Origin of the sequence: Streptomyces sp. JH002, assembly GCF_050916115.1 — a bacterium.
In the GTDB taxonomy this organism is placed as follows: domain Bacteria; phylum Actinomycetota; class Actinomycetes; order Streptomycetales; family Streptomycetaceae; genus Streptomyces; species Streptomyces xiamenensis.
In genome coordinates, this window is the sequence record NZ_CP087989.1 from 5628725 (window position 1) to 5654399 (window position 25675).

Sequence of the window (25675 nt, forward strand, 5' to 3'; positions counted from 1 at the left end):
CCGCTCAGGAGGAGGCGGTCCGACCGGCCTGCGGCGCCTGCTGGCTGCCGCGCAGCGCGACCTCCTTGATGAACAGCGTGATTACGAAGGCCAGCACCGCCGCCGGGGCGCCGAAGAGGAACACGTCCCCGACCCCGTGCCCGTACGCCGTCTCCAGCACCCCCCGCAGCGGATCGGGGAGCTGGCTCAGGTCCGGGATGCCACCGCCGGCGACCACCCCGTCACCGGGTTCCATGCCCAGCTGCGCCAGGCCGTCCCGGGTGTACTGACCCACCCGATTGGCGAGCACCGCGCCCAGCGCCGCGACACCCAGGGCGCCGCCGAAGGAGCGGAAGAAGTTGACCACCGAGCTGGCCGCGCCCAGGTCGGAGGCCTGCACCTGGTTCTGCGAGGCCAGCACCAGGTTCTGCATCATCATGCCGATGCCCAGACCCAGCAGCGTCATGAAGACGGCGACCTGCCAGTACGCGGTGTCGAACCGGATGGTGCCCAGCAGCAGCATCCCGGAGCTGATCAGCAGACCGCCCGCGACCAGCCAGTTCTTCCACTGCCCGGTGCGCGAGATCATCCGCCCCGAGATGGTGGAGGAGAGCGACAGGCCCAGGATCATCGGGATCGTCATGACGCCGGACATGGTCGCGGACTCGCCGCGCGCCAGCTGGAAGTACTGGCTGAAGAAGACCGTGCCGCTGAACATCGCGATACCCACGAACAGGGACGCCAGCGAGGAGAGCGTGATCGTACGGTCCCGGAACAGCCGCAGCGGCATGATCGGGTCACTGGCCCGCGACTCGGCCAGCACGAACAGCAGGCCCAGCAGTACCGAGCCGCCGGTCATCACGGCCGTCTGCCACGAGGCCCAGGCGTACGAGTCGCCGGCCAGCGTGATCCAGATCAGCAGCAGGGAGACGGCGCCGGACAGCAGCAGCGCGCCCAGCCAGTCGATGCGCACCTTGCGCCGGACCACCGGCAGCTTCAGGGTGCGCTGGAGCACCACCAGGGCGACCGCGGCTATCGGCACCCCGATGTAGAAGCACCAGCGCCAGCCGAGCCCCGGGGTGTCGGTGATGACCCCGCCGATCAGCGGCCCGGAGACGGTCGCGGCGGCGAAGGTGGCGCCGAAGTAACCGCCGTACCGGCCGCGCTCGCGCGGGGTGGTCATGGCGGCCATGATGATCTGCGCCAGCGCGGCGAGTCCGCCCACGCCGATGCCCTGCACCACCCGCACGCCGATCAGCGTCGCGGAGTTCTGCGAGAGCCCGGCGATCACCGAGCCGGTGATGTAGATGATCAGCGCCAGCTGGATCAGCAGCTTCTTGTTGAAGAGGTCGGCCAGCTTGCCCCACACCGGCATGGAGGCCGTCATGGCCAGCAGGGTCGCGGTGATGACCCAGGTGTACGCGCTCTGGCCCCCGCCGAGGTCCGCGATGATGTGCGGCAGCGCGTTGGTGACGATGGTGGAGGAGAGGATGGCGGCGAACATGCCGAGCAGCAGCCCGGACAGCGCCCGCAGGATCTCCCGGTGCGTCATCGCGGCGCCCTCCGGCGCGGCCTCGGGCGGGGCGGCGGCGGGGGCGGCGTCGTGACGCGCGGGAGCAGGACGAGGTGAGGACATACGCTTCGGGTGCTTCTTCCCTGGTTGGTTACTCCGCCGGCTTGGCGCGGCAGCTGTCGAAGCTCGTCCGCAGGCGGATCAGCAGTTCAATGAGGTGTCTGACGTCGGTGTCCGACCAGTCGGCGAGATAGCGGGAGAGCGCCTCGGCGTAGCGCTCGGACAGCTCGGCCAGCAGCTCCTCGCCGCTGTCGGTCACCCGCAGCAGCCGGGACCGTTTGTCGTCCGGGTCCGGCGTGCGCTCCACCCAGCCGCGCTCCACCGCGTGGGTCGCGTAGCGGCTGGCGACCGAGATGTCGACGCCGATCAGGTCGGCGAGCCCGCCCATGCGCAGTTCCCCCTTCCGCGCCAGGATCGAGATCAACGCCAGCGTCGCCGGGGGACAGTCGTGCGGCAGGGATCGCCCCATCTCCCGGTTGATCGCTCCCACGGCCCACAGATGGCGGCCCAGCTCCGCGTAGGAGCTCGTTGCATGCTCGGTCACGGATTCGACCGTACGACAAGTTGCTTGCTACATGTAAATGCTTTGGTGAAAGCTTGACCGGCGCTTCGTCAGCGCTTGGTACCCAGCGGGGCCCGCACCAGGGTCTCGTCGATGAAGCACCAGCGCCAGTCCTCACCCGGCTGCGCCGACTGGATGATCGGATGGCGCGCCCGGGCCGCGTGGGTGCTGGCGTGCCGGTGCGGGGAGTCGTCGCAGCACCCCACGTAACCGCAGGTCATGCACAGCCGCAGCGCCACCCAGTCGCTCCCGGTGGCCACGCACTCCGGGCACTCCTCGGCATCCGTCTCGGTGACCCGGATCTGATCCAGATGCGTGCAGGAGGTGCTGATCGTCTCCTCACGCACATACGTCCAGTCACGGCGCAGCAGCCAGTCCGGCATCACCCGCGCCAGATAGCGCGAACGCGCCGCGAACAGGGGACTGAGCACCGCCAGCACCAGGACGTACAGTGCCACGAACGGGCCGATCCGCGAGTCCAGGCCGGCCGCCAGCGCGAGCGTGGCCAGGATCAGCGAGAACTCGCCGCGCCCCAGCACCGTCAGCCCGATGTTGGCCGCGCCGCGCTGGTTGAAGCCGAACAGCCGCGCCGTGACGATGCCCGCGCTCAGATTCGCGACCACGGTCACCACGACGGCCAGCGCCACCGGCACCGCCACCGCGCCCAGGTGTCCGGTGTCGATGCTCAGCCCGAACGCCACGAAGAACACCGCCGCGAACACGTCCCGCAGCGGTGTCACCAGCCGCTCCACCCGCTCCCGCAGCCGGGTGCGGGAAACCACCAGACCCGTCAGCAGCGCCCCGACCGCGTCCGAGACCCCCGCCTCCTGCGAGGTCCCGGCCACCAGCACCACCAGACCGATGGTGACCACCGCCAGCACCTCGTCCTCCCGGGAATCCAGCACCCGCCCCACCGCCCGGGCCCCGAACCGCGCCACCAGCAGCAGCCCGGCCAGCATCCCGAAGCTGATGGCGACGTCCCGGGCGATCCGGCCCGGGGTGTCACCGGCCGACAGCACGGGGGCGAGCAGCGCCAGATAGAAGGCGAGGAACAGGTCCTCCAGCACGATGATCCCCAGGATCACCGGGGTCTCCGCGTTGGTCAGCCGGTGCAGCTCGATCAGCAGTTTCGTGACGATCGCGGACGAGGAGATGCCCAGCGCCCCGGCGATCACCAGCGCCGAGGACGCGCCCCAGCCCAGCGCGAAGCCGAAGAGCAGCCCGGCCGTCATGTTCAGCCCGATGTAGCAGCCCGCCGCCACCACCAGGCGGCGCCCGCCGCCCAGCACCTCGTCCACCGGGAACTCCACGCCCAGGTGGAACAGCAGCAGCACCAGCCCGAGCGCGGCGATCAGCGCCAGATCGTCGGGGTGGGAGATCAGTACCGGGCCCGGTGTACCGGGGCCCAGCGCGATACCCACCAGCATGTAGCAGGGCACGGACGGCAGCCCGTAGCGGCGGGCCAGCCGCGCCAGCAGCCCCGCGACCAGTACGGCGGCACCCAGGCCGAGCAGATCAGCTTCCGGCACCCGCCCGCCGCCTCCTCACGACTCGAAGAAGGTCGCCGACAGCACCGCCCCGACCTTACGGGCCTGCTCCTCCGTCAGCTCCAGCACCGCCGTCGGGTCGGCGGAGCGGGAGGTGAAGACGTACAGATCACGCATCCCGCCGGACCTGATCACCACCGAGACCCGCTCGTCCTCGCGCTCCAGATCGATGTCGTACCGCTTCCCGACCCCCGGCAGATCCGTGACGTGCACACCCTGACCCATGCCCGGCCTCCCGGAATAGCCCGTGATGATCCGTAATGTCCCCCGAGTATCACCCAGCGAATCAACCAGCAGGGGGCGGGCGGGGTCCCTCCGGGTGATCGGTTAGGTTGGTGATCCGCCCGTGGAAGGAACCCCGTGCCCATGACCCCTCCTAGGCCATGGCGGCGCGGGCGGCTGCTCGCGGGTGCCGCAGCCCTGGCCGCCGTCCTCGTCGGAGCCGGCACCTGGACCGTCGCCGCAGGGGACAGCGGGCCCCAGGTGCACCGCCAGGACCGGATGGCCCAGATGCCGGACGCGGACGGTGACTCCATAGGGATCGACACCTCCTACTTCACCTCCGGTGACCCGGGCACCCCCCGCCCCGCCGTCCTGCTGGCCCACGGCTTCGGCGGCAGCAAGCACGACCTGCGCGGCCAGGCCGAGGCACTCGCCCGCGACGGCTACGCGGTCCTCACCTGGTCCGCGCGCGGCTTCGGCGACTCCGGCGGGCAGATCGGCCTGAACGACCCCGAGGCCGAGGTCGCCGACGTCAGCCGCCTCATCGACTGGCTCGCCCAGCAGCCCGAGGTCCAGCTCGACGCCGAGGGCGACCCCCGGGTCGGCATCAGCGGCGACTCGTACGGCGGCGCCATCTCGCTGCTGGCCGCCGGGTACGACGACCGCGTCGACGCCATCGCACCCCGCATCACCTACTGGAACCTCGCCGACGCGCTCTTCCCCGACGGCGTCTTCAAGAAGCTGTGGGCCGGGATCTTCTTCGCCACCGGCGCGAGCGAGAACGGCGCCCCCGGTTGCGGGAACTTCGCCGCCGAACTGTGCGCGATGTACGAACGCGTCGCCGTCGCCGGCGCCCCCGACGACGAGGCCACCGCGCTGCTCACCGAGCGCAGCCCGTCCGCCGTCGCCGACCGCATCGACGTCCCCGCCCTCATCGTGCAGGGCCAGCACGACTCACTCTTCCCCCTGGACCACGCCGACGCCATGGCCGAGGCCATCGAGGCCAACGGCGCCCCGGTCGCCGTCGACTGGACCTGGGCGGGACACGACGGCGGCGTCTCCGAGAGCGGCCGGGTCCAGGACCGCGTCACCGCCTGGTTCGACCACTACCTCAAGGGCGAGGAGGGCACCGACACCGGACCGGCCTTCCGGGTCACCCGCATCTCCGGCATCGACACCACCAACGGCGACACCAACCTGCGCGGCGCCGAGGCCGACACCTACCCCGGCCTGCACGGCGACCCGCGCCAGGTGGAGCTGAGCGGCGAGCCCCAGACCTTCACCAACCCGGCCGGCGGCACCCCGCCCTCCATCTCCGCCGTCCCCGGCCTCGGCTCGCTCAGCGGACTGTCCACCCTCGGCCTGGGCCTGGCCCTGGACTTCCCCGGCCAGACCGCGACCTTCGACTCCGCGCCGCTGACCGACACCGTCCGGGTCACCGGCTCGCCCGGCGTCCGCCTGCACATCGCCTCGGACGCCCCCGAGGCGGTGCTCTTCCTCAAGGTGTACGACGTCTCCCCGGACGGCAGCACCCAGTCGCTGCCCGCCCAGCTCGTCACCCCCGTGCGGGTGAGCGGCACCGACGGGGAGGGCACCACCGTCGATCTGCCGCTCCCCGCCATCGACTACCCCTTCGAGGCGGGCCACCGCATGCGGCTGGTGGTCTCCACCACCGACCTCGGCTACGCCTCCCCGGCCGACCCGGCCGTCCACACCGTAGCCCTGGCCGGGGACCAGGCCCTGACCGTCCCCACCGCGCCGCAGGCCACCCTGCTGCCGGCCACCCTCACCTGGTGGACCTGGGGCCTGCCCCTGATCGCCGCGGCGATCGCCGCCGCCCTGCTGCTCACCGGCCGCCGCCGCACGACCACACCGCCCCCCGCCGGCGCGGCCCCGGCCACCGCGGCGAGCGGCACGCCGGACGGCGACGCCAGGGACGGCGACGCGACGGCGGACGCCGCGACCGGCACGCCCGCCGCACCGGTGCCCGCCCCGGCCACCGCCGCCCACGACGCCGCGACCGGTACGCCCGGCGGCAACGAACCCGCACCGCTGCGCATCACCGGCCTCACCAAGCGCTACGCGGGCGCCAGCGACCGCTACGCCGTGCGCGACCTCGGCTTCTCGGTCGAACGCGGACAGGTCCTCGGCCTGCTCGGCCCCAACGGGGCGGGCAAGACCACCACCCTGCGCATGCTGATGGGCCTGATCACTCCCGACGCCGGGGAGATCCGGGTCTTCGGACAGCGCATCACCCCCGGCGCCCCGGTCCTCTCCCGGGTCGGCGCCTTCGTCGAGGGCGCCGGCTTCCTGCCCCACCTCTCCGGCCGCGCCAACCTCGACCTGTACTGGCGCGCCACCGGCCGCCCCACCGCCGACGCCCACGTGGAAGAGGCGCTGGAGATCGCCGGCCTCGGCGATGCCCTGGAACGGGCGGTGCGCACCTACTCGCAGGGCATGCGGCAACGGCTCGCCATCGCCCAGGCCATGCTCGGGCTGCCGGACCTGCTGATCCTCGACGAGCCCACCAACGGCCTGGACCCGCCGCAGATCCGCGAGATGCGCGAGGTGATGATCCGCTACGCGGAGGCCGGCCGCACCGTGATCGTCTCCAGCCACCTGCTGGCCGAGGTGGAACAGACCTGTACCCATCTGGTCGTCATGGACCGGGGACAGCTCGTCCAGGCGGGCCCCGTCGCCGACATCACCGGCACCGGGAACACCGTGCTGGCCACCCTCGCCCGCCCGGTGCCCGACGCGCTGACCGACAAGATCGCCGACCTGCCCGGCGTGGCCGACGTCCGGCCCACCGACGACGGTCTGCTCATCCGGCTGGACGGCATGACCTCCACCGAACTCCTTCCCGAACTCGTCCGGCTGGAGGTCCCGGTGTCGGCCATCGGCCCGCACCGCCGTCTCGAGGACGCCTTCCTCACCCTGATCGGAGGCGCGGCGTGAACGCCTCGACCGACACCGTTGTCGCCCCCGGCTACAGCCCCCGCCGCACCCTCCCGCTGCGGGTCGAGGCCGCCCGGCAACTGCGCCGCCGCCGTACCCAGGTGGTGGCGGGCATCCTGATCGCGCTGCCGTTCGTGGTGGCCATCGCCTTCGCCATCGGCGGCGGCCGGGAGGACCGTTCCGCGCCCAGCATCATGGACGTGGCGACCGTCTCCGGCCCCAACTTCGCCATCACCTGCCTCTTCCTGTCCGCCGGCTTCCTGCTGGTGCTGCCGGTGGCGCTGTTCTGCGGCGACACCGTCGCCTCGGAGGCCGGCTGGTCCTCACTGCGCTATCTGCTGGCCGCGCCGGTGCCGCGTTCACGGCTGCTGGCCAGCAAGCTCACCGTGGCACTGCTGTTCAGCGCCGCCGCGATGGTGCTCCTGCCCCTGGTGGCGCTCGGCGTGGGAACGGCGGCGTACGGCTGGGGCCCGCTCCAACTGCCCACCGGCGGCAGCATCGCGGCGGGCGAATCGGTGGGCCGGATCGCGCTGATCACCGGCTATGTGTTCGTGAGCCAACTGGTCACCGCCGCTCTCGCGTTCTGGCTGTCCACGGTCACAGACGCCCCCCTGGGCGCGGTCGGCGGCGCCATCGGCCTCACCATCGTGGGCAACATCCTGGACGCCATCACGGCGCTCGGCGACTGGCGTGAATTCCTGCCCGCCCACTGGGCCTTCGCCTGGCTGGACGCCCTCCAGCCACAACTGGAGTGGACCGGCATGCTCAAGGGCGCCTCGGTGTCGGTGTCCTTCGCGCTGGTGCTGTTCGCCCTCGCCTTCCGGGGCTTCCGCACCAAGGACATCGTCTCCTGAACCGGACGTCGCCTCCGGAGCCGGCACCGGGCCGGGAGCGTGCGCGCTCCCGGCCCGGTGGCCTACTCAGCGCGCGGAACGCCCCGTGATGACCCGTTCCCACAACCGGCCGAGCGCCGTCCGCGGGCGCCGGTGCCGTCCGCGCCGGTACCGTACGGGCCCCGGCCACGGTGTCTCATCGGCCGCCAGGTACAGGGGGACCCGTATCCCCGACCCATCCACCGGCGCGTCCGTCATGGCCTCGCCGTAGTCGATGATCGTGTGGTGCAGCCGGTCCACGCACTCCTCGCAGGCGTACAGCGGGGCGTGGTGGCCGGTGGTCCTCGCCTGTCCCAGCCACAGCACCCAGGTGTGCCGGTTCCCGCACCACAGCCAGCAGCGCCCGAGCACCCACTCCGAGCGGTCCCCCAGCCGTGGTGGGACGGGCCGGGTCCCGGCCGCCGTGATCACCGGCGTCCCCGGCCGCTCGTGCGGGTCGCGTTCAGCCGCGACCGGGAGTGCAGCGTCAGCGCCTCCCCGGTGGCGAACTCCAGCCGCCGCCCGCCCCGGGTCGTCAGCACCAGATCGACCACCACCAGCGGCCGGCCGCCGACCGAGATCACATCCCCGACCAGTACGGTCTCGGCGGTGATCTCCACCGCCTCGGGCCACCCGCTCACCGCACACCCCCACCGAGCGCCCGGCCGCCGCTCTTGATGCCGAGCCCGGTCTCACTGGACGCGTTGATGTGCCGGACCTTCTCCCGCAGTTCGGCGTGGTCGTCATCCTCCGGCGGCAGCTCTTCGGCTTCGTCCGGCTCCTCGCCGTCCTGTACTCGCTCCGGATTCACGGTGTGCACCAGGGTTCACCTGCCATGGATCAGCCCGGCGCAGCCGGGCACGTGCCGGCCGACGCGGAGCAGTGCGGCACCGATGGCGCGTCAAAGTGACGCGAAGTCACGGCACTTGTACACCGAGCGACGGCATCGCCAGAGTGCCGGTGCGACCATGCACGGTGCAAGACTTCGTGACGATTCATCGCGGTAATAGTCTCGAACTGATGATTCGTCTTGTATGGCGGGTACGTGACTGCTTGCATCGTGAGTGGCGGGAATCTCTCATGGCGAGTCAGTGAAGGGGCGAAGGATGGTCGCAGGGCCCACTGGATCGACGGTGCCACGACGCCAACTCGGCCGGAATCTCAGAGAACTGCGGAGTCGGGCGCGGCTCACGGTGCGTGCGGCCGCTCGCAAGCTGGAGTGGTCCGAGGCCAAGATGTGGCGCATCGAGACCGGGCAAACCCCACTGCGCAGTCTCGATGTTCAGGCCATGTGCTTCGTCTACGGCGCTCCATCGGATCTCACCGAGGCGCTGATGGGGCTGGCGAAGGAGACCAAGGCGCGGGGATGGTGGCATGCCTACGGTGATGTGATCCCGGAGGGGTTCGACGTGTACGTCGGACTCGAAGAGGCGGCGACGCGTCTCGCTACCTACGAGAACGAGGTCGTGCCGGGGCTGCTCCAGACCGAGCGTTACGCGCGCGAGATCATCCGCGTTCACCTTCGCGGGATAAGCGAGGAGGAGCTTGAAGGCCGGGTGCGCCTGCGCGTCGAGCGACAGTCGTTGCTTACCCGGGTCACCGACCCACCGGAGCTGCGTGTCGCTCTCAGTGAGGCGGTACTCCGCCGGCCCATCGGCGGGGACGGTGTGATGGTCGAGCAACTGGCCCATCTCATCTACATGTCCGGACTCCCACACATCACGGTGCGCGTGGTCCCCTTCCTGGCGGGGGCCCATGCGGGACTCGTCACGGGACCTTTCGTGATTCTGCGCTTCCCCCTCAACGGTGACGGGAACGACTCGGAGCCGCCGACCGTGTACGCGGATGGCTATACGGGAGGCTTGTATCTGGACAAGCCGAGGGAAGTACAGCAGTACGAGCAGGCGTTCGAGGGAACGTGGGAGGCGGCGCTCGATGAGCGGGCGTCGAGAGTGCTGATCGCTGAGGTGGCAGGGAGCTATGGACAGGGTTGATGTGCGACACGCGCAGTGGAGGAAGTCCAGCTACAGCAACGGAAACGGGAACTGCTTGGAAGCGGCGTTCCTTGGTGGCCAGGTGATGGCGCGGGACAGCAAGCACGAAGGAAGCGGCCCGGTTCTGATCGTCCGTGCCGGTACCTGGTCGGCTTTCGTGTCCGGGGTCGCCGACCGCGTGGTCTGAGCGTTCTCCGGCTGCCGGTGGCGCGCGCCGTGGAGGAGCCGGGCCGATGCGTCCGGCTTCCCCACGCGTGCATTGGGGGAGGCTCAACACGCCCAGCTTGCCCGGTAATTCAATGGCGCCAGCCGTGCGGTGCCACCACGCTGGGCGCTGTGACAACACCCACGTACGAGATCCGCGCCCGGCACACCGCCACCACGGTCACCGTCTACCAAGCGTACGCACCGGCCATCGGCCTGCCCGCCGCCCGGGACGGACGATTCCCCGCGACCTGGAAACGGGACCGGATGACGTGGATCAAACCGTCCTTCCTGTGGATGATGTACCGCTGCGGCTGGGGCACCAAGAACGATCAGGAGACCGTCCTGGCCGTCGAGATCACCCGCGAGGGCTTCGAGTGGGCGCTGGAGCACGCCTGCCTGTCCCACTACGCCTCCGGGATCCACCCCGACCACGCCACCTGGAAACGGCAGTTGCGCGAGACTCCGGCCCGGGTGCAGTGGGACCCCGAACGCGACCTGTGGCTGAAACCGTTGCCCCACCGTTCTCTGCAACTCGGCCTCACCGGCGAGGCCGCGCACCGCTACGCCGACGCGTGGACGGTCTCCATCACGGACGTCACCGACCTCGCGCACACCGTCCACGCCCACGTACGGGCCGGAGAACTGGACGCGGCCCGCGCTCTGCTGCCCGAAGAACGTCCCTATCCCGTACCCGATGGTTTCCTGCGCCACCTCCGCCCCGAACTGCCTGCCTTCCCCGCCCCCACCCCGGGCCCGGCCCCGGTACCGGCACCGAGCGCCTGAACGGCTCGGACCGTCGGATCCGGAGGCCGTCAGGCCGCGACTGGTTCGTCCGCGAGGAACTCCTCCACGAACTTCCGTGCCCGAAGGTCGAAATCGGTGTACTGCGCCTCCCGCTCGGCCCCGGACACCGCTTCGCCGACCAGCAGATTGCCCTCGGCGTCGATGCGCTGCGGTCGCTCCTCCGCGCCAAGGAGCAAACCCACGGTGGAGCGGGAGAAGCCGCAGTAATAGGCGATGCTGTCGTTCAGGTTGATGTCGAGGACGGACTGCATCGACTCCGCGCTGGGGTCGTCGGCGGTGGCGCCGGCCAGGCCCAGCCACAGCACGCGCTTGCCCGCCAGGCGGGGCTTGCTGCGACCGTAGGCGAACCCGTAGTTCCATACGCGGTCGATCCACCCCTTGAGGACGGCGGGCACGCTCTGCCAGTACACCGGGAAGACGGCGACGACGACATCGGCGTCGAGGATCCGCCGCATGTGGGCGTGCGTCTCGTCCGAGTACGGCTTCTCCCGGTTGCCCCATTCCGGCTGGTCCTCCACGTTCATCCGCGGGTCGAACCCCTCGGCGTGCAGGTTGAGGAGGTCGATGCGGTACCCGGCGGCCTCCAGCTGGGCAGCCGCGCGGCGGGCGGTGTGGGCGGTGAGGGAATCGCTGCGGTGGTGCGCGACGACCACGAGGGCCGTCCTGGTGTCACTGCTGTGCTGCGGCACGGTCTCTCCTGAGGGCTCAATCTGTGCGGTGAATCCAGTACAGCCGTGGCCCCGTGGATGATCCATGGGAGAAACTCTCCAGGACATAGGAGATCGTCTATGATCACGCTGTGGATCCCCTGAGTTCACTGCTGAGCGGCATCCGGGCCGAGGGCTCGGTCGTCAGCAATGCCGTCCTGACGGAGCCCTGGAGCATCACCTTCGCCGACGCCGCTCCGCTCACCATGGTCAGCATGCTGCGCGGTGGCGGCACGCTGCTGCTGACCGACGGCACCGAGCGGGAGATCGGCGCGGGCGACACTGCCATCGTCCGGGGCCCCGCGCGGTTCCGCCTCGCGGACAAGCCTGCCACTGTCCACCACCCCCACACGGCGTACGAGGTCAACTGCTTCACCGCGGACGCCGCGTGCACCGCCCAGGAACTCGACGGCATCCACTGGGGCGCCGGACGGGAGGGAGCGACCGCGCTGATCGTGGGCGCCTACCGCGCCTCGGGGCACCGCCACGAACGGCTCCTGCGCGCCCTGCCGCCCGTCCTGGTCATCGCCGAGGACACCGAGGTCTGCGCCTGGCTGGAGAACTCCGCCGCCGACGCCGCCCGGCTCTCCGCCGGTTCGCAGGCGCTGATGGACCGGCTCCTCGACTGGGCGCTGGTCTGCACGCTGCGCACCTGGTTCGACCGTGCGGGCGCCGACGCGCCCGGCTGGTACCGCGGCCTCGCCGACCCGGTCCTCGCCCCCGCCCTGCACGCCTTCCACGGGCGGCGCGCCGAGAGCTGGACGGTCGCCTCACTGGCCGCTCAAGCCGGCGTCTCCCGGGCACTGTTCGCCCGGCGCTTCACCGAGCTGATGGGCCGTCCGCCCCTCACCTACCTCACCGAGTGCCGCATGGACGACGCCGAGGCACTCCTGGCCGACACCGACCTCAGCATCGCCCAGATCGCCAAGACGGTCGGCTACGCCGACGCCTTTGGCTTCAGCGCCGCCTTCAAACGCCACAAGGGCCTCAGCCCCAGCGCATTCCGCACCACGGCGGCATGAGTCACGGTCCGCGGCCGCAAGGACGCGGGCCGCACGCTCCGGACCGCAGCACGACACCGAGACGTCGTGCCGGAGCCCGGGCGTCGACGATCCGGTGCGGCAGGGCAGCCGACGGTCGAGGCAGGTGAGACGGCTGTCGCCAGATGGAACGGTCAACGGAGTCCGCACCCGGGGCGTCCGATGCCTTGACGGGGAGGCGGAGCACCCTGACGATGCGATGGGAGCGCTCCCATCCATGGGGGCCGCTCTCCCCACCCCCCACCGATCCGTGGAAGGACAAGAGCCGTGTCCTCAGCACCTTCCGGACGCCATCGCAGACGCCGGCTGCCGCTGGCGGCCGTCACCGTCACCGCCCTGCTGGCCGGGGCCCTCACCGCCGTCACCACCAGCGCCGGCGCCGAGGAGCCGCCCGAACTCATCGTCAACGGCGACTTCTCGAACGGCACCGCCCCCTGGTGGTGGACCCCGGGAAGCCCCGCCGCCGTCGTCGACGGTCAACTGTGCGCCGACGTGCCCGGCGGCACCCTGAACGCCTGGGACGCCATCATCGGGCAGGACGATCTTCCGCTCACCGAGGGCGAGACGTACGCCCTCACCTACACCGCGACCGCCTCCGCCCCGGTCGCCATCCGCAGCCTCGTCCAACTGGCCGAGGAGCCCTGGACCACCGAGCTGGCCGCCGTGGATCCCATCGGGTCCGAACCCGAGCCGGTCACCCACGTCTTCACGGCCAAGAGCGACAACACCGCCGCCCAGCTGGCCTTCCAACTCGGCGGTCACCAGCAGCCGTACACCTTCTGTCTGGACGACGTCTCGCTGCGCGGTGGCGCCGAACCCCCCGTGTACGAGCCGGACACCGGATCGCCGGTGCGCGTCAACCAGGTCGGCTACCTCACCGAAGGGCCCAAGCGGGGCACCCTGGTCAGTGACGCCACCTCGCCCCTGAGCTGGTCACTGCGCGACGCGGACGGCACGGAGCGGGCCACCGGCAGCACCACCCCCGTCGGCGTCGACCCCACCTCAGAGCAGCACGTCCACACCTTCGACCTGGGGGCGTTCGCCGAACCGGGGGAGGGGTACACGGTCGCGGTCGACGGGGAGGTGAGCGAGCCGTTCGCCATCGGCGACGACCTCTACTCGACGCTGCGCACCGACGCGCTGGCGTACTTCTACCACAACCGCAGTGGCATCGAGATCGAGGCGCAGTACGTCGGGGAGCAGTACGCCCGCCCCGCCGGGCACCTGAACGAGGGCGCCAACCAGGGTGACTTCGAGGTGCCCTGCCGCCCGGGCCAGTGCGACTACACCCTGGACGCGCACGGCGGCTGGTACGACGCGGGCGACCACGGCAAGTACGTCGTCAACGGCGGTATCTCGGTTGCTCAGCTGATGTCCTCCTACGAGCGCACCCTGACCGCCGAAGGCGCCGACGGCGACGCGCTGGGGGACGGCAGCCTCGCCATCCCCGAGCAGGGCAACGGTGTCCCGGACATTCTGGACGAGGCGCGCTGGCAGCTGGAGTTCCTGCTGCGGATGCAGGTCCCGGCCGGTGAGCCGCTGGCCGGCATGGCGCACCACAAGCTGCACGACCGCGAGTGGACCGGTCTTCCGCTGCGCCCGGACCAGGACCCGCAGCCGCGCGAGCTGGCCCCGCCGTCCACCGCCGCCACGCTCAACCTGGCGGCAGCGGCGGCGCAGTGTGCCCGGCTGTACGCGCCCTACGACGCGGAGTTCGCCGACCGCTGCGCGAGCACGGCCACCACGGCCTGGCAGGCGGCGCTGGCGAACCCGGAGCGGTACGCCCCCCCGACCGACGGGCAGGGCGGTGGCGCGTACGAGGACTCCGACGTCCGGGACGAGTTCTACTGGGCGGCGGCCGAACTCTTCGTCACCACGGGCGAGGACAGCTACCGCCAGGCGCTGCTCGGCTCGGAGCTGCACGGTGACGTCGACGCGGTCTTCCCGCGCAACGGGCTCTCCTGGCAGTCCACGGCCGGCCTGGGCGCGCTGAGCCTGGCCACCGTGGACAGCGAGCTGCCGGCAGCCGAACTGGCGGCCGTGCGTGCCCTGCTGATCGAGGCGGCGGACGGGTTCGCGGCCGACTCGGCGGGCTCGGCGTACGGGGTGCCCTACGACTCGCCGGACGGCGGGGGTTACTTCTGGGGCTCCAACAGCCAGGTCCTCAACAACATGGTGGTGCTCGGCACCGCTTACGATCTGGCCGGCGATCCCGCCCACCGGGACGCGCTGCTGCGCGGCTTCGACTACCTGCTGGGCGCCAACCCGCTGAACCTGTCGTACGTCACCGGGTACGGCGAGCGGTACGCGCAGAACCAGCACCACCGGTTCTGGGCGAACCAGCTGAACCCCGCGCTCCCGAACCCGCCGCCCGGCAGCGTGGCCGGCGGCCCCAACCAGGAGCTCCAGGATCCGGTCGCGGAGGAGCGGCTGGCCGGCTGCGCCCCGGCGATGTGTTACATCGACCACATCGAGTCGTACGCGACCAATGAGGTCACCATCAACTGGAATGCTCCGCTGGCCTGGGTGGCGTCCTTCGCGGACGACCTGACCGGCTGATGGGCTGACCGGCCGGCCGGCCAACCGGCCGGCCGGGGTGGGGGGCACGGAGCGGTTCGCGCCGCCGCGTGCCCCCACACGCCCGGCCCGCTTACTCCTCGTCGCCGCCGAAGTCCTCTTCGGCGGCTTCGACGTCTCCGCCGTCGTCGCCGTCCATCATCTCGCCGATGGCGTAGGCGCCGAGGGCGCCGACCGCGACACCTGCCGCCGCACCCGCGACGACCCCGCCCATCCCGGGCCCGGAGCGCTGGGGCTGCTGCCCCGGGTAACCGCCCTGCGGGTAGCCCTGCTGGTAGCCACCCTGCGGGTAACCCCCTTGCTGGAAGCCGCCCTGCTGGCCGCCGTACCCCATCGCGCCGCGCTGCTGCTGGCGGGTGGCCAGCTGCTCGATCCAGGACGCCACCTCGGCCGTCCAGTCACGCTGCTCGGCGTCCGCGTGCGAGGCGCCGAAACGCAGCAGGGTGTCGTGCCCGCCCTGTCCGAAGAAGCCGCCGCGCTTGTCGGCCTCCAGGACGACCTCGACGCCGGCCGGGGTGGTGAGGAATGTCACCTCGATCTCGCGCATCACGTGCGCGTACTGGGGCGACGGGTTGAGTTCGATCTCCTGGTAGAAGGGCAGGCTCTGACTGGTGCCGGGAATGTGTCCCAGCTCCAGGTCAGCGGTGCGGAAGCCGAAGCCGAGGGTGCCGAAGGCCTCCAGGATCTTCTCCTGGAGGGGCAGCGGGGCGACCCGCATCGGGTCGAGGTCGCCCTTGTCCTTGGCGCCGGACACGGACAGTTCGGTACGGACGCCGAGGACGACACCCAGCGGCTGCCCGTACAGCTCGGTGATGGGGGTCTCCCACGGGAGATGGACGGTGAAGGGGATGGAGCGCTGTTCTTCCTGGCCCAGACGGAATCCGCCGCCGACCGTGATCTGGTCGAAGGCGACGAAGCCCTCGGCGTCGCGGCCCCCGGCGCCCTGGCCGTCGGCCTCGACGCGGGCGACGAGGTGCAGGGTGATGTGGTTGATGTCCGTCTCGGCGGAGCCGCCGCGCAGTTCGACCCGTCCGGTCAGGGCGCCGCCCGGCAGCACGGCGAGGCCCTGCGGCCCGCCGTCCAGGACCGTGTCCACCGTGGGGCCACCCACTCCGAGGGCTCCGAGCAGCTTCTTGAACACCATGTCGGCGTTCTCTCCTTCGTGTTGTTCATGAGGGATGGGCGTCCGTCCCCGGGGGGACTGCACATCCGGGCACGAACACAACTAACCTGCACCGCGTCGCCGTTCCCGTCGCACGGGCGCGCGGAAGTTTTCGGCCATGGTGTGTGTTCCCCTGTGTACGCGGGCCTCGGGCCGCCCACATCGGGGCATCCCGTGCACATGGGGTGCGATCGCGGGGCGCGGTTCGGGCGCGCGTCTCTCCTGGTGAGCGTCCGATGACCCGTGACGCAGGTCACGGGAAGAAAACCAGACCAAAAAATGGTTTGGTAAGCTAACTATTAACGCTTTCTTGACGCTCACTTGACCGAGACGTCCGGACGCCCAGGAGGAGACATCCACTTGACGACGCCCGCCCGCATCGGCTTCCCGTTGCTCCCGACCGTCACACCCCCCAGGTGACCGCCATGGGACATGCTGACACTCTGCTCGCCATGGGTGGCGCCTTCGTCGCCGCCGCGGTCCTGGCTCGCCTTGGCAGCCGCATCGGATTGCCGACCATCCCGCTGTTCATCCTCGCCGGAATACTTCTCGGATCCAATACCCCCGGCTTCGTCCTGCTCGACGACCCGCACGACCTGGAGATGCTCTCCGCCCTCGGGCTGGTTCTCCTGCTGTTCTACCTCGGCCTTGAGTTCCACATGGACGACCTCAAGACCGGTGGCAAGAAGATGGCCATCGCGGGTGGGATGTATCTCGCCCTGAACGTGGGCGCGGGTCTCGCCTTCGGTTTCATGATGGGCTGGGGCACCTCGGAGGCGTTCGTCTTCGCCGGTGTCCTCGGAATTTCCTCATCCGCGATCGTCACCAAGATCCTGGTGGACCTCGGGCGCATCGGTAACCCCGAGACCAAGCCGATCCTGGGCATCATCGTGGTGGAGGACATCTTCCTCGCCCTCTACCTGGCCGCCCTGCAGCCGATCATCTCCGGGGCCGACGGCTTCGGTGAGACCGCCCTGCAGATCGGCAAGGCCTTCGCCTTCCTGCTGCTGCTCGCCCTGGCCGCCCGGTTCGGCACCAAGGTCATCGGCAAGCTGTTCGCGATCAAGGACAACGAGCTGCTCGTCATCTCGTTCCTCGGTGCGGCAGTCCTGGTGGCCGGCATCTCCGAGAAGTTCGGGGTGGCCGACGCCATCGGTGCCTTCATGGTCGGTCTGATTCTCGGCAGCACCGCTTCGGGCAGCCGGATCCGCGATCTGGTGCATCCGCTGCGGGACGCCTTCGCCGCGATCTTCTTCTTCGCCTTCGGTCTGTCCATCGACCCGGGCGACATGGGATCCGTCATCGTCCCGGTGCTGATCGCCGTCGTGATCACCGTCGCGATGAACCTGACCGCCGGTATCGTCGCGGCCCGGATCTACGGGTTCGGACCGCAACCCACGGCCAATGTGGGCACCACCTTGCTCGCCAGAGGAGAGTTCGCCCTCATCCTCGCCACCATGGCCGCCACGGCCGGGCTCGACCCCCGGCTGTCGCCGTTCATCGCCAGCTATGTGCTCATCCTGGCGGTGGTCGCCCCCCTGGTGGCCGGCCGCTCCCACTGGGTGGCCCGGATCCTCCCCGGCGGCCGCGCGGCCAAGGAAGAGGCCGAGCGGCAACCCGAGGAAGAGCACGCCTCAGCGGGTCGCTGATCCGCAGGCGCGACGCTCAGCGTCTCGCATGGCGCCCCCGGCCATCGGCCGGGGGCGCGGTGCTTTCCGCGCCGTCGTCATCGGCACCGGCGAGCGCGGCCCCGCCCGTACGCCTGCTCGCCCTGCGGGCCCGCCACAGCTCGATCACGATCGGCAGCACCGACAGGGCCACGATGCCGATCAGCATGAACTCGATGTTGGCCCGGACGAACTCGATCTGCCCCAGCGCCGCCCCCAGCAGCGTCACACCGGCGCCCCACAGGACGCCGCCGATGACGTTGAAGAGCACGAAGACGCGGTACTCCATGCGCGCCACCCCGGCGATGATCGGGGTAAAGGTGCGGACGATCGGCACGAAGCGGGCCAGGATGAGGGACTTGGGGCCGTGCTTGGCGAAGAACTCGCTCGCCTTGGCCACGTTCTCCTGCTTGAACAGCCGGGAGTCGGGCCGGTTGAACAGCGCGGGCCCGACCTTTCTGCCGAAGAGATAGCCGACCTGGTCGCCGGCCACGGCGGCGATCACGATCAAGGTGCACACCAGCCACAGCGGGTAGTGCAGGTACTGGCCGGTGGCGACCAGCAGTCCCGTGGTGAACAACAGGGAGTCACCGGGGAGAAAGAATCCGATGAGCAGACCCGACTCGGCGAAGACGATCACCAGGATGCCGATGAGGCCGAAGGTCGGGATGAGCCAGTCCGGGTCCAGCCACTGCGGCCCGAGAGCAAGAGAAACCATAAGAAGGAAACCCCTGAGGAGAAGCCCGGACACGACAGTCCTGGGCACTCGCCCCAGGCTACCAACGCATTTCCCGTCCGGCCCGATTAAGACCGAGCCGGAAGGGGAAGGATGGCGGGTCGGACGTTCATCCGCCGCGCCGCTTGTGGCGATCCGCATAGATCTGTACGGCCTCCCACAGGTGCCGCCGTTCGAAATCCGGCCACAGAACCTCCATGAACACCAGCTCGGCGTGCGCGAGCTGCCAGGGCAGAAAGTTGGAGGTCCGCCGCTCGCCCGAGGGCCGCAGGAACAGCTCCACGTCGCCGCTGTCACCCTGGTACAGGTGCCGCGCGACCACCGCCTCGTCGACGGCTTCCGGACGCAGCGTCCCGGCCCCGACCTGCCGCGCGATCGCCGCCACCGCGTCGACCAGCTCCGCCTGACCGCCGTAGTTCACACACAGGTCCAGGGTCAGCCGCTGATTGTCCCGGGTCAGCTCCTCGGTGGCCCGCAGTTCCCCGATGACGCCCTTCCACAGCCGCCCCGGCCGTCCCGACCAGCGCACCCGTACGCCCATGGCGTGCAGCTCGGCGCGCTGAGCCCCCAGCGCCTGCCCGGCGAGCCGCATCAATCCGGACACCTCCTGCGGAGAGCGGCGCCAGTTCTCGGTGGAGAACCCGTACACCAGCACCTGCTCCACCCCGACCTCCAGCGCCGCCCTCGCCAGCTCGGGCAGCCGCCCGGCCCCCGCCCGGTGCCCCTCGCTGCGGGAGAGGCCGCGCTCGCGGGCCCAGCGCCCGTTGCCGTCCATGGCGACCGCCACCCGGCGGGGCAGTAACCCGGCGGGGATGCGGGGCGGCGAGTCGGGGTGCGGTGCGGTGGCGTTCGTGGCCGGGAGCGTACCGCCGGCCACGCGGCCGGGGTGCGGTTCCGGCTACCCGGCGGTCCGCCGTGCGCGGTCGCGGCGCAGGGTGTCCGCCGCTTCGTGGAAGAGGGTCTCCGCCGCCGCCTCGGCCGGGGTGGGACGGCGGTCGGCCAGCCGGGCCAGCAGGATGCGGCGGGTGGGTGCCGAGGGCTCCAGGGCGATCACCTTGATCCCCGAGCGCAGGTTCGTCAGCGCCAGACCGGGCGCCAGCGCGACACCGAGCCCGATCGAGACCATCGCCTGCGCCTCCTGGTAGTCGTGGGCGAAGAACGCGATCGACGGCTGGAAACCGGCCGCGCGGCAGCTGCGCGCCAGCACATCGGCGACCGGGTGCTCGTCGGCCCGGGTGATCCACTCCTCCGCGCTCAGCTCCGCCATGGTCACCGACGCGCGGTGCGCCAGCGGGTGCCGGTCCGAGACGATCAGCGCGGTCGCGTCCTCCAGCAGTGGGGTGAGCGCCAGCGCCGGATCGTCCACCCGGCTCCAGTCGTAGTCCCACAGCAGGGCCAGCTGGATCTCGCGGCTCTCCAGCATCGCCCGCAGCCCGTCGAGGACGGCGCTGCGCACCACCAGCCGGATGCCCGGATGGGCCTGCGCGAAGCGCCGGACCACCAGCGGCAGCAGCGAGGATCCGGCGGTCGGGAAGGACCCGATGCGCAGTTCGCCTGAGCGAAGTCCGGCGATCTCGTCGAGCTCGGCCGCCGCCGCGCCCAGCTGCCGCCCGATCCGCTGGGCATGCCGCACCAGGGCTTCTCCCGCCGGGGTGAGGGCGACGCCCCTCGCATGGCGTTCGAGCAGCGGCTGACCGGCCTCCGACTCCAGCTTTGCGATTTGCTGCGACACCGCGGACGGGGTGAACGCCATGGCCTGCGCCGCCGCTGTCAGCGAGCCGTGCGCAGCGACTTCGGCGAGCAGCAGCATCCGCCGTACATCGAGTCTCATCGGGGCCAGCCTTAAGTTTTGCTGAAGGGGCATCCACTTTTCCGAGATTGTACTGAACCTCCGCGGCGTCCATGCTCGACATCGCTCGGACCAGGTACGGAAGGACGTCGGGTGTTGCGACTGCCAGGAACCCTCATGCGCGGCGGGACCAGCAAATGCTGGATCTTCGACGCCCGCGATCTGCCCCCCGGCGCCACGGAGGCCGGCGGGCGGCTGGAGGAGGTGCTCGCCTCGGCGTTCGGCGCCCGTGACCCGCGCCAGATCGACGGCGTCGGCGGCGCCACCTCCACGACCTCCAAGGCCGCGATCGTGCGCCCCTCCACCGAGGACGGCGTCGATGTCGAGTACCTGTTCGCCCAGGTCGGCATCGGCACCCCCGGTGTCGAGTGGGGCAGCAACTGCGGCAACTGCGCCACGGCGGTCGGCCTCTACGCCCTGCTCAACGGGCTCGCCCCCGCCACCGCGCCGCACAGCACCGTCGTGATGCGCAACCGCAACACCGGTGTCCGGCTCTCCGCCACCGTCCCCACCCCGCACGGCACCGTCCCCGAACTCGGCGCCGCGACCGTGCCCGGCTCGCTGGCCACCGGCGTCCCCGTCGGGCTCGGCTTCCGGCACCCCTCGGGGGCCAGCACCGGAGCCCTGCTGCCCACCGGCGCCCCCGTGGAGACCCTCGACGGTGGAATTCCGGCCACCCTGGTCGACGCCGGTGCCCCCGCCGTCCTCGCCGACGCCGCCGCGCTCGGCGCCACGGGGCTGGAGCACCCCGAGGCGTTCGCCGCCCTCGTGCCGGCCCTCGCCACCCTGCGCCGGGCGGCGGCACTGCGCATGGGCCTGGCCACCGACCGTGACCCCGTCAGCCACGCCATCCCCAAAGTGGGGGTCGTGGCGCCACCCGGCGACTACCTCACCACGCTGGGTGACCAGGTGAAGGGGTCTGATTACGATGTGGCCGTTCGCATGGTGTCCATGCACGCGCCGCACCCGGCCATCGGGCTGACCTCCGCAGTGGCCGTCGCGGCGGCGGTGCTGACGCCCGGCACGATCCCGGCGCAGCTGGCCGAAAACCGGCCGTCCGCCTCCGTCATCCGGCTGGGAACCCCGGCCGGAGTAGTGACCGCCGAAGCGGAGACCGACTCCGCCGGCACCGTCCGGCTCATCACCCTGCACCGGGCAGCCCGCCGTATCGCCACCGCTCAACTTCTCGTCCCCGCACTACTCCAGGAAAGCGTGTGAGCGGCACCGCACACGTTGTCTGGGCAGCAAAGGAGCTGTCGTGAAAGTCCAGTTGGAGAACATCACCCTCGCCTACGGCGAAGCCACCGCCATCGACGGGCTCAGCGTCACGGTCGAGGACGGCGAGTCACTGGTGCTGCTGGGGAAGTCGGGCTGCGGCAAGACCTCCACCATGCGCTGCGTGGCCGGCCTGGAGACCCCCACCCGCGGCCGGATCACCATCGGCGACACCGTCGTCTTCGACAGCGAGCGCGGCATCCGGATGGCGCCCAACAAACGCAATGTGGGCATGGTCTTCCAGTCGTACGCGGTGTGGCCGCACCGCACGATCTTCCAGAACGTCGCCTTCCCCCTCCAGCAGCAGCGGCTGCCCAGGGCCGAGATCCGCGAGCGGGTCGCCGAGGTCCTCGAACTGGTCGGTCTGACCGACTACGCCGAGCGCGGCGCCAGCCTCCTCAGCGGCGGCCAGATGCAGCGCGTCGCCCTCGCCCGCAGCCTCGTCATGCGTCCCAGCGTGCTGCTGCTCGACGAACCGCTGTCCAACCTGGACGCCCGGCTGCGCGACCGGCTGCGCGTCGAACTGCGCGACATCCAGCAGCGCCTGGGCCTCACCTGCGTCTACGTCACCCACGACCAGTCCGAGGCGCTGGCCCTGGCCGACCGCATCGCGCTGATGCAGGGCGGCCGCATCGTCCAGATCGACCGCCCCGAGCGGATCTACGACGCCCCGTCCTCGGCGGCCATCGCCGACTTCCTCGGCGTCTCCAACATCTTCCCCTGCGACCCGGGGACCGCCGCCCCGACCGGCACCACCGCGACCGGCACCACCACCTTCCGCCTCACCGGCCACGCCACCGAGGTCACCAGCACCGCCCCCACCCCCGCCGGCGACCTCACCGCCCCCCGGGCCTGCATCCGCCCCGAGGACATCCAGCTCACCCCCGAGCCCCTGACCGGCGCCAACACCTGGCCCGGCCGCGTCGACGTGGTCAGCTTCCAGGGCTCCTACGTCCGCTACCGCGTCGCCCTCAAGGACGGCCCCGACCTGGACGCCATCGTCCCGCGCCGCGGCACCTCCCTGCTGGGCGTCGGAGAGCCCGTGTGGGCCACCGCCGACCCCGCCGCCATCCAGGTGCTCCCCGCGGAGGTGACCGCATGAGCGCCCTCATCGGCAGACTCCGCCGCGGCCTGCCCACCTCCGTCCTGCTGCTGGTCCTGGGCGTGCTGGTCATCGTCCCCATGCTGTTCATCGCGCTCGCCGCGTTCAGCTCCGAGATACCCAGGCCCGGCTCCATCGGCCTCAGCGGCCTGTCCTTCGACAACTTCGCGATCTTCGGCTCCAGCCAGGCACTCGGCGCCGTCGGCAACTCCCTGCTGATCGCCGGTTCCGCCTCCGTACTGGCCCTCGCCATCGGCTGCGGCCTGGCCTTCCTCGCCGCCCGCACCGACGCCCCGGGACGCCGTTTCATCTACTTCGCCGGCATCGCCCCGATGTTCCTGCCCTCCCTGGTGGGGGCGCTGGCCTGGTCCCTGCTCGGCAGCCCCGCCACCGGGTTCCTGAACCTGCTGCTGCACGGCGCCGGACTCGACCTCACCCTCAACATCTACAGCACGCCCGGCCTGGTGATGGTCCTGGCGCTGTACTACGCCCCGTACGCCTTCCTCCTGGTGCACGGCGCGCTCTCCCTCATGAACCCCGACCTGGAGGAAGCCGCCTTCGTGCACGGCGGCACCCGCCGACGCACCCTGCGCCGGGTCACCTTCCCCCTCGCCCTCCCCGCGATCCTCGGCTCCGGCATCCTCATCTTCGCCCTCACCATGGAGAACTTCCCCGTCGCCCAGGTGATCGGCAACCCCGCCCAGATCGACACCCTGCCCAGCTTCATCTACCGGCTGATGAACGCCTCGCCCTCCCGGGGCAACGAGGCCGCCGCCGTCGCCATCGTGCTCACCGGCGTCCTGCTCATCGTCACCGCGATCCAGCAGCGCGCCGTCCTGCGCCGCAAGTTCACCACCGTCACCGGCAAGGGCGTCAAGCCCAAGAAGGTCCCGCTGGGCCGCTGGCGGCTGCCCGCCCTCGCCGCCGCCGTCGCCTACTTCGTGCTCGCCGTGGTCCTGCCGCTGGGCGCGCTGCTCATCGCCTCGCTGCAGAACTCCCCGTACGTGGCCTCGCTCGGCCAGCTCACCGAGCCCGGCGCGCTGTCCTTCTACGCGCTCGGCGAGATGATCACCTCGCCCGATTTCCTCCAGGCCGCCCGCAACAGCGTGCTCACCGCCGTGCTGGCCGGACTGATCGGCACCGCCCTCAGCTTCGCCCTCGCCTACACGGTCTACCGCACCGGCGCCGCCGGCCGCCGTGTCCTGGAGTTCGCCGCCATGGCACCGCTCGCCGTGCCCGCCATCGTGCTGGGCCTGGGTCTGCTGTGGACCTGGCTGGTCATGCCGCTGCCGGTGTACGGCACGGTCATCGTGCTGATCGTCGCCTTCCTCGCCGTCTTCCTGCCCCAGGGCTACCGGGGCGTGAGCGCCTCCATCCTCCAGGTGGACCGCGATCTGGAGGACAGCGCCGTGCTGCTCGGCGCCCACCGCGTCAAGGCCGTCACCAAGGTCACCCTGCCGCTGATGCGGGTCGGCATGGTCTCCACCCTGCTGCTCCTGCTGATGCTGTGCATGCGCGAACTGTCCGCCGCGCTCTTCCTGTTCACCTCCGACACCCGGCTGCTGTCCATCCTCATCTTCGACAACTACGACAACGGCGCCATGCAGGGCGCCGCCTCGGTGAGCCTGCTGTACTGCGGCGTCATCGGGATCATCGCCCTGCTGGCCAAAACCCTGGGAGCACGGACCGTGGACGGTGCCCGATGAGAACGACCCCCCGGTACGCCCTGGCCGCGCTCGCCCTGCCCATCGCCCTGGCCGCCGCCTCGTGCGCGGCGCCCCCGTCCGTGAACGTGGTGGACGCCGAGTCCGCCACCGTGGACACCACCGACGGCCTGGTGGTGGACGGCGAACACATCGCGGACGCCGAGCTGTTCGAGGCGGCCCGCGCCGAGGGCTCGCTCTCCCTGTACAGCGGCTACGTCGAGAACTCCGAGAAGCAGGTCATCGCGGCCTTCGAACGGGACACCGGCATCGAGGTCAACCTGGTGCGGCTGGTACCCAACCGGCTGTCCGAACGCGTCCTGAGCGAACAGGGCGCGGGCCGGCTCGGCGCCGACGTGGTGCGCACCTCCGACTACGACATCGCCATGCGCATGTACGACGCCGGGGTGTTCACCAGCCACGAGGTGCCCGGCTACGACACCCTGGACGACACCGTCAACTACCAGGACGGCGCGTTCTACCGGGTCTTCAACCCGCTGTACACCTTCGCCTACAACACCGTGCTGGTCGACCCGGAGGAGGCCCCCACCTCCTGGGACGAGCTGACCCAGGACACCTGGAAGGGCCGCCTCGGCATCACCCAGGTCGGCGCGGGCGGCTCCTCGCTCACCCTCACCCGGTTCCAGGAGGAGCGGCTGGGCCCGGACTTCCTGCCCGCCCTGGCCGACCAGCAGCCGCGCATCTTCGACTCCTCCAGCGCCGCGCTGGAATCCCTGGCCAGGGGCGAGGTCGCGGTGGCCACCGCCGTGGTGAGCAGCGTCAACATCGCCGCGGCCAAGAACGCCCCGGTCGACTTCGTGGTCCCCGAGGAAGGCATGGCCGCCTACGACTACTTCGTCGGCAAGACCTCATCGGCCCGCCACGAGGCCGCCGCCGAGCTGTTCCTCGACTGGAACCTGTCCCAGCGCGGCCAGGACGTGTTCCGCCAGATCGGCGAGTTCCCCGCGCGCACCGACGTCAGCCCCCCGGAGATCCTGGGCCACCAACTGCCCGAGGCGGACTCCGGGCTGATCGTCCGGATCCCGCCGCTGGAACTGCTCGCCGCCGCCGAGGGCGATCAGCGGCGCTGGCTCTCCCTGTTCGGCTATCTGTGACAGCGCCGGCCGGGGGCGACGGGT

The 25675-nt window shown here is 70.9% G+C and carries 24 protein-coding genes; 12 read left to right on the forward strand and 12 right to left on the reverse strand.

The genetic code is table 11. The features are described from left to right. Nucleotides 1-4 precede the first annotated feature (4 nt). The 4 genes from H7827_RS25800 to H7827_RS25815 form a co-directional block, all read right to left on the reverse strand. Nucleotides 5-1531 carry an MDR family MFS transporter gene (locus H7827_RS25800; RefSeq protein ID WP_386532640.1) on the reverse strand — a complete coding sequence of 509 codons (1527 nt, stop codon included), beginning with the start codon at nt 1529-1531 and terminating at the stop codon, nt 5-7. 112 nt (nt 1532-1643) lie between these two features. Further along, nucleotides 1644-2096, reverse strand: coding sequence for a MarR family winged helix-turn-helix transcriptional regulator (locus tag H7827_RS25805; RefSeq protein ID WP_030727739.1), 453 nt, complete (start codon nt 2094-2096; stop codon nt 1644-1646). Between the two features lie 68 nt (nt 2097-2164). Further along, the gene (locus H7827_RS25810) at nt 2165-3643 is read right to left on the reverse strand and encodes a cation:proton antiporter (RefSeq protein WP_030727738.1); all 1479 of its coding nucleotides are present in this window, start codon (nt 3641-3643) and stop codon (nt 2165-2167) included. 15 nt (nt 3644-3658) lie between these two features. Continuing rightward, nucleotides 3659-3886 (reverse strand): hypothetical protein, encoded by a 228-nt coding sequence (locus tag H7827_RS25815; protein WP_030727736.1) that lies wholly within the window; start codon nt 3884-3886, stop codon nt 3659-3661. A 141-nt stretch (nt 3887-4027) separates the two neighbouring features. Here H7827_RS25815 and H7827_RS25820 point away from each other — a divergent pair, with 141 nt between their 5' ends. Then, nucleotides 4028-6841 (forward strand): alpha/beta fold hydrolase, encoded by a 2814-nt coding sequence (locus tag H7827_RS25820; RefSeq protein WP_432747520.1) that lies wholly within the window; start codon nt 4028-4030, stop codon nt 6839-6841. Further along, entirely contained in the window at nt 6838-7695 is an 858-nt protein-coding gene (locus H7827_RS25825) for an ABC transporter permease (RefSeq protein ID WP_386532613.1), read from the forward strand. The genes H7827_RS25820 and H7827_RS25825 overlap by 4 nt, the downstream gene beginning before the upstream one ends. Nucleotides 7696-7761: 66 nt before the next feature. On the opposite strand, the gene H7827_RS25830 is transcribed toward H7827_RS25825, so the two are convergent. The 3 genes from H7827_RS25830 to H7827_RS25840 are packed head-to-tail and all read right to left on the reverse strand — an operon-like array spanning nt 7762 to nt 8533. Next, nucleotides 7762-8145 carry a hypothetical protein gene (locus H7827_RS25830; RefSeq protein ID WP_046722863.1) on the reverse strand — a complete coding sequence of 128 codons (384 nt, stop codon included), beginning with the start codon at nt 8143-8145 and terminating at the stop codon, nt 7762-7764. After that, nucleotides 8142-8354, reverse strand: a complete 213-nt coding sequence (locus H7827_RS25835; protein WP_046722862.1) for a hypothetical protein — start codon at nt 8352-8354, stop codon at nt 8142-8144. Before H7827_RS25835 ends, H7827_RS25830 begins: the two co-directional genes overlap by 4 nt. After that, entirely contained in the window at nt 8351-8533 is a 183-nt protein-coding gene (locus H7827_RS25840) for a hypothetical protein (protein ID WP_386532616.1), read from the reverse strand. Before H7827_RS25840 ends, H7827_RS25835 begins: the two co-directional genes overlap by 4 nt. Nucleotides 8534-8819: 286 nt before the next feature. On the opposite strand from H7827_RS25840, the gene H7827_RS25845 reads away from it, so the two are divergent. From H7827_RS25845 to H7827_RS25855, 3 genes are all read left to right on the forward strand, one after another. Then, nucleotides 8820-9707, forward strand: a complete 888-nt coding sequence (locus H7827_RS25845; protein WP_432747521.1) for a helix-turn-helix domain-containing protein — start codon at nt 8820-8822, stop codon at nt 9705-9707. Continuing rightward, entirely contained in the window at nt 9694-9894 is a 201-nt protein-coding gene (locus tag H7827_RS25850; protein ID WP_386532621.1) for a DUF397 domain-containing protein, read from the forward strand. Before H7827_RS25845 ends, H7827_RS25850 begins: the two co-directional genes overlap by 14 nt. A gap of 149 nt (nt 9895-10043) precedes the next feature. Next, on the forward strand, nt 10044-10697 hold the full coding sequence (locus H7827_RS25855) for a DUF4291 domain-containing protein (protein WP_432747522.1): 654 nt from the start codon (nt 10044-10046) through the stop codon (nt 10695-10697). Between the two features lie 29 nt (nt 10698-10726). On the opposite strand, the gene H7827_RS25860 is transcribed toward H7827_RS25855, so the two are convergent. Beyond that, complete coding sequence (locus H7827_RS25860; protein ID WP_432747523.1) at nt 10727-11407, reverse strand: NAD(P)H oxidoreductase; 681 nt, start codon at nt 11405-11407, stop codon at nt 10727-10729. A gap of 110 nt (nt 11408-11517) precedes the next feature. On the opposite strand from H7827_RS25860, the gene H7827_RS25865 reads away from it, so the two are divergent. Both H7827_RS25865 and H7827_RS25870 read left to right on the forward strand, forming a co-directional pair. Beyond that, nucleotides 11518-12447 carry an AraC family transcriptional regulator gene (locus tag H7827_RS25865; protein WP_432747524.1) on the forward strand — a complete coding sequence of 310 codons (930 nt, stop codon included), beginning with the start codon at nt 11518-11520 and terminating at the stop codon, nt 12445-12447. 285 nt (nt 12448-12732) lie between these two features. Continuing rightward, on the forward strand, nt 12733-15024 hold the full coding sequence (locus tag H7827_RS25870; RefSeq protein ID WP_432747525.1) for a glycoside hydrolase family 9 protein: 2292 nt from the start codon (nt 12733-12735) through the stop codon (nt 15022-15024). A gap of 91 nt (nt 15025-15115) precedes the next feature. Here the strand turns inward: H7827_RS25870 and H7827_RS25875 are convergent, their stop codons facing one another. Beyond that, on the reverse strand, nt 15116-16186 hold the full coding sequence (locus H7827_RS25875) for a sporulation protein (protein WP_432747526.1): 1071 nt from the start codon (nt 16184-16186) through the stop codon (nt 15116-15118). 470 nt (nt 16187-16656) lie between these two features. On the opposite strand from H7827_RS25875, the gene H7827_RS25880 reads away from it, so the two are divergent. Further along, nucleotides 16657-17853, forward strand: a complete 1197-nt coding sequence (locus tag H7827_RS25880) for a cation:proton antiporter (RefSeq protein ID WP_200368824.1) — start codon at nt 16657-16659, stop codon at nt 17851-17853. 16 nt (nt 17854-17869) lie between these two features. On the opposite strand, the gene H7827_RS25885 is transcribed toward H7827_RS25880, so the two are convergent. The 3 genes from H7827_RS25885 to H7827_RS25895 all read right to left on the reverse strand — a co-directional run bounded on the left by H7827_RS25885 (nt 17870) and on the right by H7827_RS25895 (nt 20438). After that, nucleotides 17870-18589, reverse strand: a complete 720-nt coding sequence (locus H7827_RS25885; protein WP_386541508.1) for a DedA family protein — start codon at nt 18587-18589, stop codon at nt 17870-17872. 127 nt (nt 18590-18716) lie between these two features. Then, the gene (gene uppS, locus H7827_RS25890; protein WP_432747527.1) at nt 18717-19484 is read right to left on the reverse strand and encodes a polyprenyl diphosphate synthase; all 768 of its coding nucleotides are present in this window, start codon (nt 19482-19484) and stop codon (nt 18717-18719) included. Nucleotides 19485-19505: 21 nt separating this feature from the next. Continuing rightward, the gene (locus tag H7827_RS25895) at nt 19506-20438 is read right to left on the reverse strand and encodes a LysR family transcriptional regulator (protein ID WP_432747528.1); all 933 of its coding nucleotides are present in this window, start codon (nt 20436-20438) and stop codon (nt 19506-19508) included. Between the two features lie 111 nt (nt 20439-20549). Between H7827_RS25895 and H7827_RS25900 the strand changes: the two genes are divergently transcribed. Genes H7827_RS25900 through H7827_RS25915 form a run of 4 tightly spaced genes read left to right on the forward strand, consistent with a single transcriptional unit; the run spans nt 20550 to nt 25651 of the window. Continuing rightward, entirely contained in the window at nt 20550-21674 is a 1125-nt protein-coding gene (locus tag H7827_RS25900) for a PrpF domain-containing protein (RefSeq protein WP_432747529.1), read from the forward strand. Between the two features lie 40 nt (nt 21675-21714). Further along, nucleotides 21715-22833: an ABC transporter ATP-binding protein gene (locus H7827_RS25905; protein ID WP_432747530.1), complete on the forward strand. Its 1119-nt coding sequence runs from the start codon at nt 21715-21717 to the stop codon at nt 22831-22833. After that, nucleotides 22830-24539 carry an ABC transporter permease gene (locus H7827_RS25910; RefSeq protein WP_200368236.1) on the forward strand — a complete coding sequence of 570 codons (1710 nt, stop codon included), beginning with the start codon at nt 22830-22832 and terminating at the stop codon, nt 24537-24539. The genes H7827_RS25905 and H7827_RS25910 overlap by 4 nt, the downstream gene beginning before the upstream one ends. Further along, on the forward strand, nt 24536-25651 hold the full coding sequence (locus H7827_RS25915; protein WP_432747531.1) for an ABC transporter substrate-binding protein: 1116 nt from the start codon (nt 24536-24538) through the stop codon (nt 25649-25651). The genes H7827_RS25910 and H7827_RS25915 overlap by 4 nt, the downstream gene beginning before the upstream one ends. Nucleotides 25652-25675: the final 24 nt, after the last annotated feature.